General features: G+C 68.8%; 13 protein-coding genes and 2 pseudogenes. 9 read left to right on the top strand and 6 right to left on the bottom strand.

Annotated features, from left to right (window positions below):
• Positions 1–57: 57 nt before the first annotated feature.
• Together MQE23_RS00325 and MQE23_RS00330 are read right to left on the bottom strand one after the other, a co-directional pair.
• Positions 58–2,115, bottom strand: coding sequence for a serine hydrolase (locus MQE23_RS00325; protein ID WP_243382405.1), 2,058 nt, complete (start codon positions 2,113–2,115; stop codon positions 58–60).
• Positions 2,116–2,492: 377 nt separating this feature from the next.
• The gene (locus tag MQE23_RS00330) at positions 2,493–3,554 is read right to left on the bottom strand and encodes an MBL fold metallo-hydrolase (RefSeq protein ID WP_243377802.1); all 1,062 of its coding nucleotides are present in this window, start codon (positions 3,552–3,554) and stop codon (positions 2,493–2,495) included.
• A 151-nt stretch (positions 3,555–3,705) separates the two neighbouring features.
• On the opposite strand from MQE23_RS00330, the gene MQE23_RS00335 reads away from it, so the two are divergent.
• Positions 3,706–4,692, top strand: a complete 987-nt coding sequence (locus MQE23_RS00335) for a LysR family transcriptional regulator (protein WP_243377803.1) — start codon at positions 3,706–3,708, stop codon at positions 4,690–4,692.
• Complete coding sequence (locus MQE23_RS00340; protein ID WP_347710119.1) at positions 4,689–5,597, top strand: serine hydrolase; 909 nt, start codon at positions 4,689–4,691, stop codon at positions 5,595–5,597. Before MQE23_RS00335 ends, MQE23_RS00340 begins: the two co-directional genes overlap by 4 nt.
• Here MQE23_RS00340 and MQE23_RS00345 read toward each other — a convergent pair.
• On the bottom strand, positions 5,545–6,174 hold the full coding sequence (locus tag MQE23_RS00345) for a hypothetical protein (protein ID WP_243377804.1): 630 nt from the start codon (positions 6,172–6,174) through the stop codon (positions 5,545–5,547). The genes MQE23_RS00340 and MQE23_RS00345 overlap by 53 nt on opposite strands.
• Positions 6,175–7,122: 948 nt before the next feature.
• Between MQE23_RS00345 and MQE23_RS00350 the strand changes: the two genes are divergently transcribed.
• From MQE23_RS00350 to MQE23_RS00380, 7 genes and pseudogenes are all read left to right on the top strand, one after another.
• On the top strand, positions 7,123–7,707 hold the full coding sequence (locus MQE23_RS00350) for a sigma-70 family RNA polymerase sigma factor (RefSeq protein ID WP_243377805.1): 585 nt from the start codon (positions 7,123–7,125) through the stop codon (positions 7,705–7,707).
• Entirely contained in the window at positions 7,704–9,446 is a 1,743-nt protein-coding gene (locus MQE23_RS00355) for a regulator (RefSeq protein WP_243377806.1), read from the top strand. The genes MQE23_RS00350 and MQE23_RS00355 overlap by 4 nt, the downstream gene beginning before the upstream one ends.
• Positions 9,447–9,961: 515 nt before the next feature.
• Positions 9,962–10,608, top strand: a pseudogene (locus MQE23_RS00360) (helicase); the annotation flags it as partial.
• Between the two features lie 123 nt (positions 10,609–10,731).
• Positions 10,732–11,099: pseudogene (locus MQE23_RS00365) on the top strand (transposase); the annotation flags it as partial.
• A 72-nt stretch (positions 11,100–11,171) separates the two neighbouring features.
• Positions 11,172–11,819: a GPP34 family phosphoprotein gene (locus MQE23_RS00370; RefSeq protein WP_243377807.1), complete on the top strand. Its 648-nt coding sequence runs from the start codon at positions 11,172–11,174 to the stop codon at positions 11,817–11,819.
• A 148-nt stretch (positions 11,820–11,967) separates the two neighbouring features.
• Complete coding sequence (locus tag MQE23_RS00375) at positions 11,968–12,459, top strand: hypothetical protein (protein WP_243377808.1); 492 nt, start codon at positions 11,968–11,970, stop codon at positions 12,457–12,459.
• 42 nt (positions 12,460–12,501) lie between these two features.
• A complete protein-coding gene (locus MQE23_RS00380; protein ID WP_243377809.1) occupies positions 12,502–12,804 on the top strand; it encodes a hypothetical protein in 303 nt (100 codons plus the stop codon).
• 29 nt (positions 12,805–12,833) lie between these two features.
• Here the strand turns inward: MQE23_RS00380 and MQE23_RS00385 are convergent, their stop codons facing one another.
• Genes MQE23_RS00385 through MQE23_RS00395 form a run of 3 tightly spaced genes read right to left on the bottom strand, consistent with a single transcriptional unit; the run spans position 12,834 to position 15,688 of the window.
• Positions 12,834–14,012 (bottom strand): DSD1 family PLP-dependent enzyme, encoded by a 1,179-nt coding sequence (locus MQE23_RS00385; protein WP_243377810.1) that lies wholly within the window; start codon positions 14,010–14,012, stop codon positions 12,834–12,836.
• 19 nt (positions 14,013–14,031) lie between these two features.
• Complete coding sequence (locus MQE23_RS00390; protein ID WP_243377811.1) at positions 14,032–15,012, bottom strand: ornithine cyclodeaminase family protein; 981 nt, start codon at positions 15,010–15,012, stop codon at positions 14,032–14,034.
• Between the two features lie 10 nt (positions 15,013–15,022).
• Positions 15,023–15,688: a PAS domain-containing protein gene (locus tag MQE23_RS00395; protein WP_243382410.1), complete on the bottom strand. Its 666-nt coding sequence runs from the start codon at positions 15,686–15,688 to the stop codon at positions 15,023–15,025.
• Positions 15,689–15,792 lie beyond the last annotated feature (104 nt).

Here is a 15,792-nt window from a genome sequence, read left to right on the forward strand (position 1 = left end):
ACGCGGTCTCAGGGGGAAGACCCAAACATCCTCCGAGACCCCAGGTTAAAAATCGAGCTAGTCCCACCGGGTCAGCTTGGCCAGCAAAGACGGCCTCGACAGGTTGTTCCGCAGGATCACCGGGGCCCTCTCCCCGTCCCAGCCACTGCCCGTGGTCAGGAACCCGACCCTGGTACCGGCTTTCGCGGTGTGCGGGAGCGCCGTAGGAGACGGGGTGATCTTCATGTCGACACGCTGACCCGGTACCCCGACGACGATGAAATCCTCGGCCGCGACCAGCGAGGTGTGCCCGCCGAGCCCGTCATCGAGATGACCAACTACCTGGCCCTTGCGGACAGCCGTGGAGGAAGTGAGCGCCTCCCGGACCGCCTGCACGATCTTCTTGCTGTTGTCCTGGACGAGGATGAGGCTGTTGGCCCCGTTCGGGTCGGGTCCCTCGGCATGCTGGTCCAGCATCGTGCCGAGAATCAGCGGGGTCCTGTCACCAACGGTCTTGTAGGCGGCCCACACCAAGGTGCCGCCGGCCGGTGTATTGGAGCCGGTCTTGATGCCTCTGATACTCAGGTCGGACATCAGCAGCCTGTCCATGTTGTTGATCAAGGGTTCGCCGATAGCGTCCACTTCCGCACTGGGTAACGCGACGACCGCGCGGAAGGCGTCGAACTTCATGACAGCCTCCGCAAGCTTCAGCTGGTCGACGGCGGTGCTCACGGTGCCGGCATCCAGACCGCTGGGGTCGGTGTAGGTGGTGTCCTTCATGCCCAGCTTCCGGGCGGCATCGTTCATCTTCCGCACGAAGGCGGTCTCGGTACGGCTGTCGGTGACCCAGCGGGCCAGCAGGCGGGCGATGTTGTTGCCCGAAGGAATCATCAACATCTTCAGCATGTCTTGCTGGCTGAACTTCTGGCCTACCGTCAGCCCTTCGATGCGCGACTCGTGTTTGGATTTGCCCTCCTTTACCGTCCTGGCGTCGACCTCGATCATCGGGCCCTTGTCGTCCTTCTTCAGCGGACGCTCCTGAAGGAGGACGTAGGCCGTCATCACCTTGGCGACGCTGGCGGTTGGCACAGGTTTCTGCTTCCCGTAGGTGCCGACGGTGCCCGTGCCCGGTAGCTTGACGGCAGCTTGGCCCTCCTGCGGCCACGGCACCGTGAAGTGCCCAGCAAGCGTGTAGGTGGTGTGCGCCGCATTCAGCCGCAGTACCGGGGCGGGTAGCGGCCGCGCCGTCTGGACCAGCACCAGGACCAGGCACAGCGCGAGCACGACCGCCGCCCCGGTCTTCATCCTGCGGGACTTTGGAAGGCTCGGAGCCGCGGCTTCCCGCACCGCTGCCGAGGCGGCGGTGTCCTCCGCGGGCTCCTGCGCTACGCCCTCCTCCAGCCGCTGGCCGCAGCGCGGTTCCGGCTGCTGAGGGTCGACGGCTTCAGGTTCAAGGGTGTCGTCCGGTTCCGACTCAAGAACCTCCGCGGGCTCCGACTCCCCAGCGTCGTCCGGTACCGCCCCAGGAAGGTCGGCGACCTCTGGCTCGCCCGCGTCGGCGGCTTCCGATTCATGAACCTCGGCGGCCTCTGCCTCCCCGGCTGTGTGCTCCTCCGGCCCTTGCAATCCGTCGTCGGGCGCGGGATCGGCCGAGGTCTGCTCCGGTGGCTGCGCGTCCGTAGATTTGCGCGTCACTGTTCGTCCTTTCTCGGCCAGGGGCCGGGGAGCACCGGGATGCTGTCCCGGCACAGTGGTGAGGCGTACGAGGCAGCGGTCGAGTACGGCCTGGAAGACGGACTTGGCGATGGGGGCGCCCAGTCGGCCGCCCGCGATCTCCGAGCGGGAGATCGGGTCGATGGTGGTGACCACGTCACCACCGCGCGGTTTCCTGCCCGTCAGCGCGTCCAGCGGGTTGCTCGTCAGCCTGACGTCCTCGCCGCTGAGCAGGTCGCCGTGGACGCCCTCGAGGAATGTGGCGCCCTGAGCCTGGGAGAGACAACCGGTGACCGGGGCATACATCGGACCGTCCCGGTAGACGCGCTGGTAAGCCAAATCCGAACCGGGGATCTCGCGGGAGGCAGTGATCGGCGTACCGCCGACGATGATGTCACCGCGCGGCTTGGCGAAGGCCGCCATCTGCACCGGGGCGATTGCGCGGGTCGTCGGCCGACGCGTCCGCCTGGACGAACTGTAACCACGTCGCCCGTGCCAGCAGGGCCAGCACCAGGACACCGCATAAAACGGCTGTGCGTCGCAGGAGTTTGTTCATCGCTCGTGCTCTTTCCGGGAGGACTGGAAGTTCTCGGGAACGAGGCCGACTTCACACGTCCGGGACACAGGCGTGCACAGGCCGGAAAGGCCGCGGATACGCCGGCAAGTCCCGGGCTGGAGTACGCCACTTCGAGCTCTTTCGGCGCCAAGTGATCACCACCAAGGATGGTGCTGCTCGGTGTCCTTCGCCTGGGTCTGGGCGTGGGCCTGCTGCGGCAGCGGGCGCCCGAGTGGCTGGGGCCTCAGAGTTCGAACGGTTCCAGGTGGCGGGGGTCCACGACGCGGCCGCCGGCCCCGACCACCTGCTGGAGCTGGTCGACCACGCCGCGGTTCACCGTGTCGTGCAGGGCGGGGTCGTCGAGCGCCGTGACCAGGTCGTCGTGGTGGCTCGGTACGACGACGCGGGGGTGGCCCAGGGTGCTGATTGCGCGCTCGAAGTAGTTGTGCACGGCGGCGTGTCCGCTGGCGCCCAGCACCAGGACGTCCGGCGTTGCGCCGGAGACTTCACGGGCAGCAAAGTTGGCAGTACCGCTCAGGAACATCACGCTCAGCCGGTCGCCCACCGTCACCTGGTAGCCCAGCGTGCCGCCCTCCACCAGATCGCCCAGCGTCCGGGGTCGGGAAGGGGGCGCGGTCAAGGTGCCGTACGGGTCGAAGCCGTAGCCGCCGAGCTGGCTGTGCAGACTGCGCACCACCTCGACGGTGTAGTGCGGGCGGGACCGCTTGCCGGACGACTGGAGGGGGTAGCGCAACACCTCGCCCCCTGAGACCACCACCGGACGGTGCTTGCGTCCCTTGCCGGGAACGCCCATAGCGGTCAGCAGGTGCAGATGCGTCTCGGTGCCCAGGACGTTGATCTCCTTGTCCCGCCAGGCCGGATGGTCCAGGAGATACGGCACGTCGGCGAGGTGGTCCCAGTGACCGTGGGTCAGCAAGATGAATTCCGGTGTCCCGGTCAGGTGTGCATCCAACACCCAGTCGATGATCCGGTGGTTCACCTCGAGCTCCCGCGTCATGTCACCTTTGCCGTCCGGGCCCTTGTAGGGCTGCCGGGTGAGATACGGGTCGATCAGCAACCGGTGCCCGTCGAAGCTCAGCTCCCAGCCCGCGACACCGAGCCAGCGCAGCCGGACACCGCTGCGCCCCCAGTCGGCACTGTCTCGCGCGGAACGGCCGCGGGGCGCTGCGGCTGTGGTGGTCGCGAACCCTCCCGTGACGCCCACGGCCCCGGCGGCCATGCTCGTCCGCAGCACACTGCGACGGCTCGGACGGCGCGGGGCGGCTGCGGGCTGCTGAGAGGACATGGCGGTACTCCTTCGCTCGTGGGGCTTCAACTGCTGCTCGTGACCCGGGCCTGGGGAAATGGAGTCAAACCTCGGCAACCGCCCTGTGTCGAATACACTCTCGACCGCATGCCGATTCGTTCGGCGTATCGCCGCAGACCATGGGGGGCGCATGCTGACGGAGCGGCACCTGGAAATCTTCGTCGCCATCGCCGAGGAAGGGCATTTCGGCGACGCCGCACAGCGCGTGGGCATTACCCAGCCGCCCCTCTCTCAGGGGCTGCGACGCCTGGAGGCGCTGCTAGGGGTGCGGTTGTTCGACCGGGAGCGTGGGGTCTCCCTCACCGAGGAGGGTGCACTGCTGCTCCCGCACGCTCGCCGGGCCCTCATCGCGCTGGCCGAACTGCGGGAGGCAGGTGCCCGGGAGGAGGCGGACGGGCAGCGTCTCCGGCTCGGCCTGCCGCCCGAAATGCCGCCCCGGCTCGGCGCGTCCGTCGCCGCCGCACCCGTGCGCGCCGGGGTCCGGGGCCGGGTCTCGGTGGTGACAGCACCGACGGCCACGCTACTGACGGACGTCTCCGCGGGACGACTCGACCTGGCCGTCGTCCGCCACCCCGCCGTGCTCCATGGTCTGGCCGCGGGCCCGGTGACTCTGCTGCCGACGTGGCTGCTGACACCGGACGACACGGGTGACGCCCTGACCGGGCGGTCCTCACAGGGCAGAGCGGCTGCCGGAGGGACCTCGCCGCACAACCCGCACGATGCCACGAGCGAGCCGGACCGGCGTGTAGGCGGCGCGCGGGCGGGGCGGCTCTTGCCGCACGCAGTCCGGCCGCGCGCGGAAGCGCCGGCGGCGCACGACCTGTTCCTGGACACGCTCGCGGGTCGGGGGCGGCGGGTGGAGACTGTGGTGGTCTCGGATGAACGCGCCGGGCTGGCTCTCGTTGCCGCTGGCCAGGCCGTGCTTGTCACGGCCGACGAGACGCTCACGGCCGACGGCGTCGCCCGGCGGCCGACCACCGACCCGGCGCTTCCACTGCGACTGCGGGTGGTGTGGGACGCGCGGCGGCTCGCCGCGGCGCACGCGGACGAAGCGGCCGAAGCACTGGTCGGCGTGCTGGCATCGGTGCACCAGCCGGGTGGGGAGAAGGCCCGGTGAGCGCGGCGCTCCCCGACAGGGGCATCGAGCGGACCCTGCGCGAGATGTTCGACGACGCAGGGGTGCGCGGCTGGCTCCATGTGGCTGAACTGCACCGGCCCACGGCGGCGGTGACGGTCGACGCCGACGAGGCCGTGCTGATGGGCTCGGTCTACAAGATGCCGCTCGCAGTGGCCTACTGCCGCCAGGTGGACGCCGGCGTGCTCGACCCCCGGCAACGGGTCACCCTGCCGCCCCAGGACCGGCTGCCTGGCCCCACCGGCATCTCGCAACTTAGCGACGAGGTCTCGATGTCCCTGCGCGACCTGGTCGTCATGATGATGAGCATCTCCGACAACGCGGCAGCCGACGCGGTACTCCACCACGTGGGTGCAGCGGCATTCGACGACACCTGCCAGGCCCTCGGCCTTTTTCGCACCCAGCTCAACGACGGTGCCGCGGGCACCCTGGCCCGACTGCTGGCGGAGACAGGCGCTGAGTCCTTGGACGCGGCGATGGCGCGGATCGCCGACAACGACCGGGCGGTGCCGCCCAGCGTCTACGACCCCGCATGGGCGACCTCCACCACCCCCACTGAGATAGCTCGCCTGCTGCACGCCATCTGGACGAACGAGGCCGCCTCCCCGGACAACTGTGCCTTCATCCGCCGGACGATGGGACTCCAGCCCTGGCAACACCGGCTCTCGGCGGGCTTCCCCTACGACGAGGTGGCGGTATCCGGGAAGACCGGGACGTTCGGCGTCATGCGGCACGAGGCCGGGGTCGTCGAGCTGGCCGACGGCCGCGCGTACACGGCCGTCGTCTTCACCCAGGCCGCCCGAGCCGACCGCCGGCTGCCCCGCGCCGACGCGGTCATCGGTGCCACGGCACGCGCGGCCGTCGAACACCTGCGAGGCAGAGAGTAACTCCTCCGCTTTCCCCCTGCCCGATGTGGGCGTTCCTGAGCAGGTTGATGCGGCGACGAAGCGGCCGATCGAGCAACGGAGAACACGCCCGGACCAGTGATTCGCTTGCACGCAGCAGCACTTCGCAGGCGCAGTTGACAGACGCGGGCCTCCACGATGTCAGGAAGTTCGTCGTGCCGTACTTGCCCGGCAGCCCGGTGGCCTGGGCGTCCTTGATGTGCTTGGCGACTTCGGGCCACGGGCCGGTCTGGCTGTAGCTGATCACCGGCACGGCCTGCAGGGTGATGCAGCCGATCTGGCGGGGAGCACCGGGCAGCGCGTTGTCACAGCGGACCTCCACGGTGGACAGCTTCGTCGGCTCCGACGGCGCAACCCACTCCCGGTTGCTGAACGTCCAAGAGGCGACGCTCCGGCCCGTTCCCCGCTGCTTGGAGGCACCGGTGTTGATCGTGGTGTCCATGAAGAACTGTCCGTAGGGCTCGGCACTCTTGGAGATCGTCTGGCCCGGGAAGCTCTTCTTCGCAACCTTGCACTTGCCGATGCAGGAAGCGCTCCCGGACGCCTTGGTGCCGTTCACCCCCCCCCCGCCCCCACCGCTTCGTCTCCAGCAGCCTCACCTGGTAGGCCCAACTCTTGGAGTCGCGGGCCGAGAAGGAGTAGCCGATGACCATGTAATTGATACCGCCGATCTTCCGGCCCGTGCGCACGTCTTCGACGTTGACCTCAGCACGCCAGATACCGCAGCCGCGACCAAGCCCCGCCGAGGACCGGAGCCCCTTCCGAACCGCGACCACACGACCAGGTGGGAACACACCGAACACACCACACAAGCCCGTGCACCTACGGGTAATTCGTGCCCTCACCCAGCACGTGGATGCTGGCGAGCACGGCGGAGCTCCGGTCGGGATCGGCGAAGTCGTCCAGCAGGTCGCGGCGCCAGTCGCCCGGCTGTTGGCCATGGTCGCCCGCGCCCACAGGTTCTCGATGCGTAGATCCTCACCAACCTTCAGGGCGGTGGTGCGCAGCGCGCTGTCGTCTTCTTCGCGCTCGTCGCCACCTGCGCTGGTCTTCTCAGGCCAAGGGTGTTCAGGACCGGGCGACGCAGCCCAGGGCATGTAAGACACCGGCTGAAGATTCTTGGAAGAACCGGTACCCGTTTGAGGTGGCTCGCTCGACTAAGAGAGTGACGGGCGCGTTCGGGCCGGAGATGGGGTATTGAGGAGGTGCGGGGCATGCCGGTGCTTGAGGGGGTTGTGATCGCTGTGGTCATGCTGGCCGGGGTGGTGGCGCGTGAGTGGCGGCGGGTAGAACTGGCCCGTGAGCGGCGGCGAGAGCATGAGCAGGAAATGTTGGCCAAGATGGTGGTTGAGGTCGCTTTCGGCGAGCGGGAGGTCCAGGTACACCACGGCGGACCGGCTGGTACTTGGTCGCTGACAGGGACGGTCCGTACCGGCGATGCGGCGCGCGGTCCGGCAGCTTCTCGGCAGTCTGTTGGAGGGCGGACAGCGGCCGCAAGGCGGCGCCGGTGAGCCTGCAAGATCGTGAAGGCTCCGGGCCAAGCACTGATGTTCCCGTGGTCAATGAGGCGATGCTGGCCTCGTTTTACGATGCGCAGATCGAGCGGCTCTTAACCTTCCTGGCCCGCCGGATCGGCCGGGACGATGCTGAAGATGTGGCCAGCCGGATTTTCGAGGAGTTCTTCGCATGGTGGCCCGGTCATGCCGAACACCCCCAGCCGGTGGCAGTGCTTTACCGGGTCGCGCAGTGCCGTCTGGTCGACCACTATCGCCGCAGCACAGTGACATCCGACGCTGAAGGGCGCATCTTCAAAGCGGTTCTCACCGCCACAGCGAGCGGGAGCCGAGACTTTGAGATCATAGAGTTGCGCCTCGACATTCAGCAGGGGCTGGCTGAGTTGCCTGAACGCCAGCGACAAGCCCTGTACTTGAAGTACTTGGCCGAACTCTCGGTGCAGGAGTGTGCCGACGTTCTTGGAGTCGGTTTCGACAGCATGAAGAAGATCCTAAAGCTGGCACTGAAGGCACTGCGGGAGTCACCGTGTATGGACGCCTATAGGACCACCGCCGCGGCGAAGGAGGTGCACCGGTGACCCACGAGGAAGAGGAGAGTGGGCTGGAGAAGCGCATCAGCTTGCCCGCGGCTGCGAAAGCGGAGGGCTTCGCTGCGGTGATGAGGCGTCTGGAACGGCGTAGTGCCGAGGAGAAAGACCAGCTGCAGGCCAGCGTCGAGGCCGCCGAGTCGGGGCACCAGGCATACGCGCGAGGCCATGAGTGCCTTGAGCAGGGCGATTATGCGTCGGCCCGCCAATACTTGAAGGACGCTGCTAAGAGTGGCGTCCCCGGCGCCGAGGCCGATCTGACAAGGCTCGGCTCAAAGGGCCTGCCCAACAGGAAAGCCACCGAACGCAGAAGCGCAGGCAGGCAGAAGAGGCGAACCGTCGCCCCCAACGCGCATCTGGCTGACTTCATAAGGGAGGCACAGTTCTCTCACGCGGGACTCGCCCGCCGGATCAACCAACTTGGCCTTGAGCACGGTCTTGATCTGCGCTACAACGAGACGTCGGTTACCCGGTGGCTGCGCGGCCAGCAGCCCAGAGGCATCGTACCCGCCCTGATCGCCGAGGTCTTCACCCGGCGCCTGGGCCGCCGTCTCTCCGCTCAGGATCTCGGCCTGGACGCCTGTGCGCCCGTCTACGCGGGGCTGGAGTTCGCCGCGACCCCCGAGGAGGCCGTCGACATTGTCAGCGGCCTGTGGCGCAAGGACTCCGGCAGCCACGCCGAGCTGCGCAAGATCGCCTTCACGCCCGCCGGGCTCGTCGTGCCGAGCCGGAACTGGCTGATCGGCCGCGCCGATGCACAGGTGGCGCACCATCCGTCACAGGAGAAGCGGCTCACGGACAGCGAAGGTATCTCGACCCGCATTGCTTCCGGTGACCTCGCTGCTCTGCGCTCGTTCAGCAGCCTTTTCACCACGCTCGATGAATTGCATGGCGGCGGGTACGTTCTAGGGCCGCTCGTACGCTATCTCAGGCATGAGGTCGAGCCGATGCTGCGCGGCACCTACGGCGAGCAGACCGGCCGCCGGCTGTTCGCCGCCGCCGCCGACCTGACCCGGCTCGCGGGCTGGACGTCGTACGACATCGCCGCGCACGGACTCGCCCAGCGCTACTTCGTGCAGGCGCTCCGCCTCGCCCAGGCGGCCGGGGACCGGACGTACGGGGCGTACGTGCTGGTCACCATGAGCCGGCAGGCCGTCTACCTAGGGCACGGGCGGGAGGCGGTGCAGCTCGCGCGGGTGGCGCAGCAGGGCGTCGGCACCTCGGCCCCGCCGGTCGTACAGGCGCTGCTGCACGCCTCCGAGGCACGCGGGCACGGCGTGCTCGGCGAGGTGCGGGCCTGCACCGCCGCACTGGTCCGCGCCGAGCGCGCCCTGGAGACGGCCCGGTCCGGGGACGACGTCCCCCACTGGGCCAAGTTCTTCGACGAGGCGCAGCTCGCCGACGAGTTCGGGCACTGCCACCGGGACCTCCAGCAGTTCCGCGCCGCCGCCCAGCACGCGGAACGCTCACTCCAGCTCCGTGCCCCGTCCTACGCCCGCAGCCGCCTGTTCTGCCGCGTCGTCCTCGCCACCGCCCGCCTCGGCCTCGGCGAACTCGACCAGGCCTGCCAACTGGCCGCGGAGGCCGCGGGCCAGGCCGCGGAGATGCGCTCGGTGCGGGCGGTGGAGTACGTGCGGGACTTCGAACGACGACTGGAGCCCTACCGCGACGCGACGGTGGTACGCAACTACCCGCGTCTAGCAGCCACAGGTACTTCGGGTTCGGGGTGACGTCATGTCGGAGCTGGGATGAAGTCCGGTCTCGGCGATGAGCTGTCGAGCAGGCCAGGCTCGTACTGCTTGTGTTTCAGGCGAGTGGGGGCGGTCAGTTCATCAATGGTGCAAGGGACGAGGTTGTCCAGACTGTTCTTCAGATGAGCTCACAAGCCCTCGGTCGGGTTCAGCTCGGGTGTATAGGAGGGAAGTGAAAAACGGTCAGGCTCGGCTTCGATAAGCTCGCGCCTCGAGGCTCGACATGCTGCCGCCTGTGAGGCGGCCCAATAGGCCAGACCAGTCCGCCGGAGAGTAGCGAGCAGCCGGGCCTCAGCGTGCAGCTCCCGCAGCGCCGGGCGGCCGAACGCGATGAGGACGCGGTGGCCGTCACGTTCCCGCGGCTCGAACAGTAACGCGGGCGTGGGCCGCGCCGGGCGAAGACCACATGTCCTCAACAGTCCGCGCAACAGCATCAGACCGGACATCGATCACCCCATCCCCTCCCGGCCAAACGTGCCTCGCGCTGCCAGCACCTCCAGATAATCGGCACCCGAAACTGTGACTCCGTGTACTGGGCCGACGTGCGCGGCTCGATGCCTGACCTGGTCCAGGCCGTGGGCCGCGCGCTGCGGATGCAGCCTGGTGAGGGCAAGATGGCGTCGCTGGTCGTGCCCGTGCTGCTCGGGCCCGGGGAGACGGCTGACAGCATGCTCACCTCCCGGGCATTCGGCGGACTGGCGAAGCTGCTGGAAGCGCTCAGGGCGCACGACGCCCGCATCGTGGAGCAGCTCGCCGAGCCTCAGGGGCGAAGCCGTTCACGGCGCGTACAGAGCCGTAACGCAGACCAGCAGGGCGAGGGAGCCGAGAGCGACCGAAGCGACCGACTGTCGGTGCCGGCCAGAGAGCTGCTGAAGTTCTCCGCCCCGCGTGACCCCGCGCAGCTGGCCGCGTTCATCAATCTGCGGGTCCTCAACCCTGAGCACGAGCACTGGCGTCGGGGCGTGGAGGCCTCCGCCATCTACCACCGACTCCACGGCGACCTGCGCGTGCCGTTCACCTACCGCGTACCCGGCAAGAACGAACCGGAGGCGGAAACCGAAGGGTGGCCGGCCTCCCTCGTTGCCTTCCCGCTGGGGCGATGGATCGCCGACGCCCGCCGCTTCTAGCCCGCGGGACGCTAGCCTCGCGCTTTCACGAGCTCGCTCGTCCATGCCTTGATCAAATAAGCGGAGAGTGCTCCTGACCTGCCACGATAGGACTTATCTAGGGTCCTGTTGGCTGCACGGAAAGAAGCACTCTCCAGGTGAGCATGCGTATCGGCTTGTACCCGCGTGTCCGCGTCGAGGGCGGTGGCAGCGGGGCGGTCTCCAGGCCGGGGCGGTGCTGCTGGTCGAGACCGTCCGCAAAACCGGGCTGGACGGGGCGATTTCGGTGGCGTTGGCGCCCTGGAGCAAGCCGCGGGCTGTCCATGATCCAGGCAAGATCCTTCTGGATCTTGCGCTGGCGGTCGGGCTCGGCGGGGACTGCCTGGCCATGCTGCGGACCGAGCCGGCCGTCTTCGGCCCGGTGGCGTCCGACCCCACGGCCTCCCGGCTCATCGACACCCTCGCCGCTGCAGGCGAGACAGCACTGACGGCGATACGCGCGGCACAGTCCGCACTTCGCGCTCGAACCTGACTTCGCCGACGCGTGCCGGGAACCCCAGTTTCCTGTGGCTCGTCCTCCTCTCGAGAGGGGGATCCCGTGACTGAGGATCTGACGATCGGCGAGCAGATTGTGCTGCTCGCACTGGACGAAGAGACCGGCACCCTGCGCGAAGCGCCGCTGCGGGTGTCACTGGCGGTGTCGGCGGCCGCCTTGCTGGAGCTGAGCCTTTCCGGGTACCTGACGGAGCGTGACGGCGCACTCGTCGTCGCTGAAGCGTCGACGCCAGTGGATCCGGCGGCCGCGGCCATGGCCGAGCGCATGCAGAGCCATCCCGAGGAGACGCCCCGCGAGTGGCTGCTGGCCGTACGCGAGCAGGCACTCGACACGGCGTACAAGGGGCTGTCGGAGAAGAGACTGGTGCGGGAGCAGGGACGACGGGTCCTCGGCGCCTTCGGATCGGTGAAGTACCCGGTCACGGGCCTGTCGGAACTCGTGGCGCTGCGCGGACGGCTGGCAGCCGTCCTCACGCAGGGCCAGGACCCCGATGAGCGCACGGCGGCGCTGATCACCGTGCTTCACCACGCGGGCCTCCAGGCCGTCATGCCGCAGGGCGCCGGGGCGGAGGCACCCGAGTACCGTCTGGCCGCGATCGCCGAGGGACAAGGCACGGCCGCGGCACTCGGAGACGCGATCCGCACCACGGTCGCCGCTCTCACCGCGGTCATCGTCTCGTCCGCTCTGTAGGGAGGGCGCTGCCCGAGGCGTAGGCGGACCCGCCGGCCGGGTCCGCCCGCCGGCGGGTCCGCCCGCCGGACAGTGTCTGGGGGCCGAGCAACGGGACCGGCACGACGAACGGGCCCTGTCCGGGCGAATCGCGCAGCTACCCGAACCGATGGCCGACCAGCTGCGCGCCTGGGTACGGGTCATGCGGGGCTGCGGCCGGTTCGAGCATCCTCCGGCGCACTACCGGCGTATCCGCCACTATCTGTGCATCGCCTGGCCCGCCCTTACGTCTTGGGCCGCTGCCGGGGAGGATCTGCGGCAGCTCACCGCCGACGACGTCCGGGCCGAACTGGCCCGGCACCAGGGCAATGTGGCTCGCGGGCTGCTCAGCGTGCTGCGCAGTATCTTCCGGGCCCTGAAGCAGGAGCAGCTGATCTTCCGCAATCCCACCGCTGGGATACAGGCGTCCGCCGGAGTCCACCTGCCGCTGCCGCCGTCCAGCGACCGGCTGGCAGGGGCGCTGGACCGGCTGGACGGGCCTGCCTCCCGGCTCATCGTCGGCCTGGTCGCTATCCATGCCGTTCGCGCCGTGGAGGTCGCCCGCCTCGACCTGGCCGATGCCGACTTGGTCCGGCGGACGCTGGCGGTGCACCGCGTCTAGCACACCCACACCGTCTATCTCGACGACCTGAGCGCCCACCTCGTGGCCGACTGGCTGCGCGAACGCAGACGCCGCTGGCCCCAGGCCAGTAACCCGCACCTGATCATCACCACCCACTCCTATCGGCATCCAGCATCGCCACAGCTCAGCTACTGTGCCCTGCGGGCTGCCTTCGACCAGGTCGGACTGCTGCCCCGGCAGGTGTGGGCCGACCGCATCCTGTATGAGGCACTAGAGACCGCCGATCCCGTGCACCTCGTCCGTCTCTTTGGCATCCACCCCAACATCGCGGTGAAGTACGTGCACGCCGCACATCCGGACACGGCCCTGCCCCGCATTCGCTGACGGGGCGGCTGGTCCGGTGTACTTGCTGGTCACCAGCCCGTGACGCGCTGCCAGATGTCCTGGATCGCCGGTGTGGTGTTCGTGGTTCGGGTGCTGTCGATGACGTGGTAGCCCTGGTGCTGGGCGGCGGTGGCGCAGGCGTGGTTGGGCAGGATGCGCAGGCGGGTGCCGACGGGCAGGTCGGGCAGGCGGGCTCCGTCGCGGATGGTGAGGGTGCCGTGTTCCTGGCTTGCGGCCGTCATGACCAGGTCCGGGATGAGAGTGCCGTCCAGGCGCAGGACCAGGCCATAGCCCTGGTCCTGCGCCTGGACGGCAGTGCCGCGGTCACGGGACATGGCCATCCAGCCGCCGTCGGTGACGATCCAGCCGTATTCGGGGCGGTGGCCGATGACGGTGACGACGACCGACAGGGCGATGTCCTCGATGCGGCAGACGCCGATGCCGGCCATCACCAGGTCGAAGAAGACGTAGTTGCCGGCGCGCAGTTCGGTGACGCCGGTGAGGTCCTCGGCCGCGTGGGCGGTGGGGGTGGAGCCGACGCTGACGGTGGCCACGGGCAGGCCGGCAGTGCGCAGCCGCTCTGCCGCGACGACGGCGGTGTCGCGTTCGTTCTTCGCTGCCAGGCGCTGTTCCTCGGCGTTGTAGGCGAAGTACGACTCGCCCGCGTGGGTCAGCACTCCGTCCAGACAGCCCGCGTCATGCAGGATGCGGCCGATCTCGACGAGCTTGGGTGCGCCGGGCTTGAGACCGCCGCGGTGGCCGTCGCAGTCGATCTCGATCTGGGCGGGGACAGGAAGGCCGGCCTCGCGGGAGGCTTGGGCGACGAACTCCGCCTGCTCGGTGCTGTCCAGCAGGATGCGCAGGGAGACGCCGCGGCGCAGCAGCTTGAGAACGCGCGGGAGTTTGTGGGGGTCGATGCCGACGGCGTAGGTGATGTCGGTGTAGCCGCCGTCGGCGAACGCCTCGGCCTCGGCGAGGGTAGAGACGGTGACGGGACAGGGAGTGCCGTGGTGCAGGAGGGCGGCGACGTCGAGGCTCTTGGCCGTCTTCATGTGAGGGCGCAGGGCGACCCCGAGCCGGTCGGCTCTGGCTGCCAGTCGTTCGATGTTGCGCTGCATCTTGTGGACATCGACGACGGCGAACGGCGTGTCGGGATCGGCAAGCGTCCAGGCGGCGCTGGGGCTGGTGGCGGGTGCGGGGTTGTTCACAGGGAGATGTCCATCTTCTTCAGGAGGGCCAGGCCCAGATACAGGTCCTGCAGGCCGATTCCGGAGCTGTCGAAGACCGTGATGTCGCTGTCGTCCGTGCGCCCCGTGGCGCGTTGGTGAGGACCTCGCCGAGCGGGATGAGGACCGTCTCCGCCGGGGCGTGCTGGCTTTCGCCCATACGGCGGGCCTGCTCGGGAAGATCACAGAAGACACGGGCGCGGGCGAACAGTTCGGGCGGGAGTTCCCGCTTGCCGGGGGCGTCGGCACCCATGCAGGAGACGTGCGTACCGGGGCGGACCCACGCAGCCTCGAACAGCGGCGGAGTGTCGGCCCGGGCGGTCGTGGCGGTGACGATCACATCGGCCCGGGCACAGGCTTCCTCGGCGCCCACGCTCCGGGCGGTATGCCCTTGCGCCGCCAGTACCGCGGCCATCCGCTCGGCACGCTCGGCGCTGCGTCCCACAACCAGGACCTCGTCGATGGGCTGGACGCGGCTGACGGCCGCCACCTCGTAGGCGGCCTGGTGGCCGGTGCCGAAGACGGCCAGCGTGGTGGTACCGGTACGGGCCAGCAGGTCGACGGCGAGGGCGTCGGCCGCAGCGGTCCGGTAAGCGTTCGCGGTGCCGACCTCCAAGACGGCCGCGATCCTGCCGATGGTCTGGTCGAACAGCAGCAGGGTGGAGTGGTGGCGCGGCAGCCCGTGCTCCGTGTTGCCCGGCCAGTAGGTACCGATCTTCATCCCGGCGTGGGTCGCGGACGCGGACGGCTTGAGGGTGAACTGGTTGCGCGGGTCGGACCCGTGCACGGCCAGGCTGGGAAAGACCGTGCCGTCCACCGTCGCGGCGAAGGCGGCGCGGGCCGCTTCGAGGGCCAGGTCCTCGTCCACGAGCGCGGCGGTCTGCTCCTCGGTGATGTGCAGCAGGCGGCGCGCAGCCGGTGGCCGGCCGGAGCCGGACGAGGGAGCGGGTATGGGATCGGTGGTCGATCCGGCGGCGGTCACGAAGTGCCCCTTACTTGGTGTAGTTGTAAACGGTCGCCCGGGACACGCCGAGCAGGTCCGCGATGGTCTGCGCGGCATCACGCGAGTCGAAGTAGCCGCCCTGGTGCAGCTGCCGTACGAGTGCCTTCTTGTCCTGTCTGCTCAGCGACCGGGGAGTCGCGCCGCGCTCTGCGGCCAGTTCCTCCACCGCCTGGCGCAGCTCGCGCGCGCTGCGGTCCCGCAGGGTCTCCAGGGCCTGCTCGCGGTGCTCGGTGTCCGTGGCCACGAGGTTCGACAAAGCGAGCGTCACCGGTGACAGCACCGACACGTCGAGGTTCAGGCAGAGAGCCGCGATGTACTCGCCGGCCGCGTTCTTGATCCCGATGGACGTGCTCTTCGCCGGGCGACCGTCGGGGAACTGGTTGGGGTAGTTCTGGATGACGCTGGGGTAGCCGGGGTCCTCGATGCGGGCCAGGCCCAGCTCTGTGACGGAGTCCCCGACCTCGCGGCCCGAGAGGTTGTTCTCGATCGCTCGGATCGCGTGCTGCGGATCCCGCAGGTCATGCAGAACCACCTCGCACAGGCCCGGGAACATGCGGCCCAGCGCAACAGCGATCTTCTCGGCCTCACGGATGAGGTGCTCGTCCGCCTCAGCCGAGGCCGAGGTGACGACGCCCTCGCGTTCGACCCTCTCCACACCATCAACGACGCGTGCCACGAGGCCCCCACCTGAAGATTTGACTGGACTCATATTCCATATCTAGATTATGAGTCTAGGAATCCTCTCGGCGATTGTCCAGC

This window comes from Streptomyces sp. HP-A2021, from assembly GCF_022807935.1.
Taxonomy (GTDB): domain Bacteria; phylum Actinomycetota; class Actinomycetes; order Streptomycetales; family Streptomycetaceae; genus Streptomyces; species Streptomyces afghaniensis.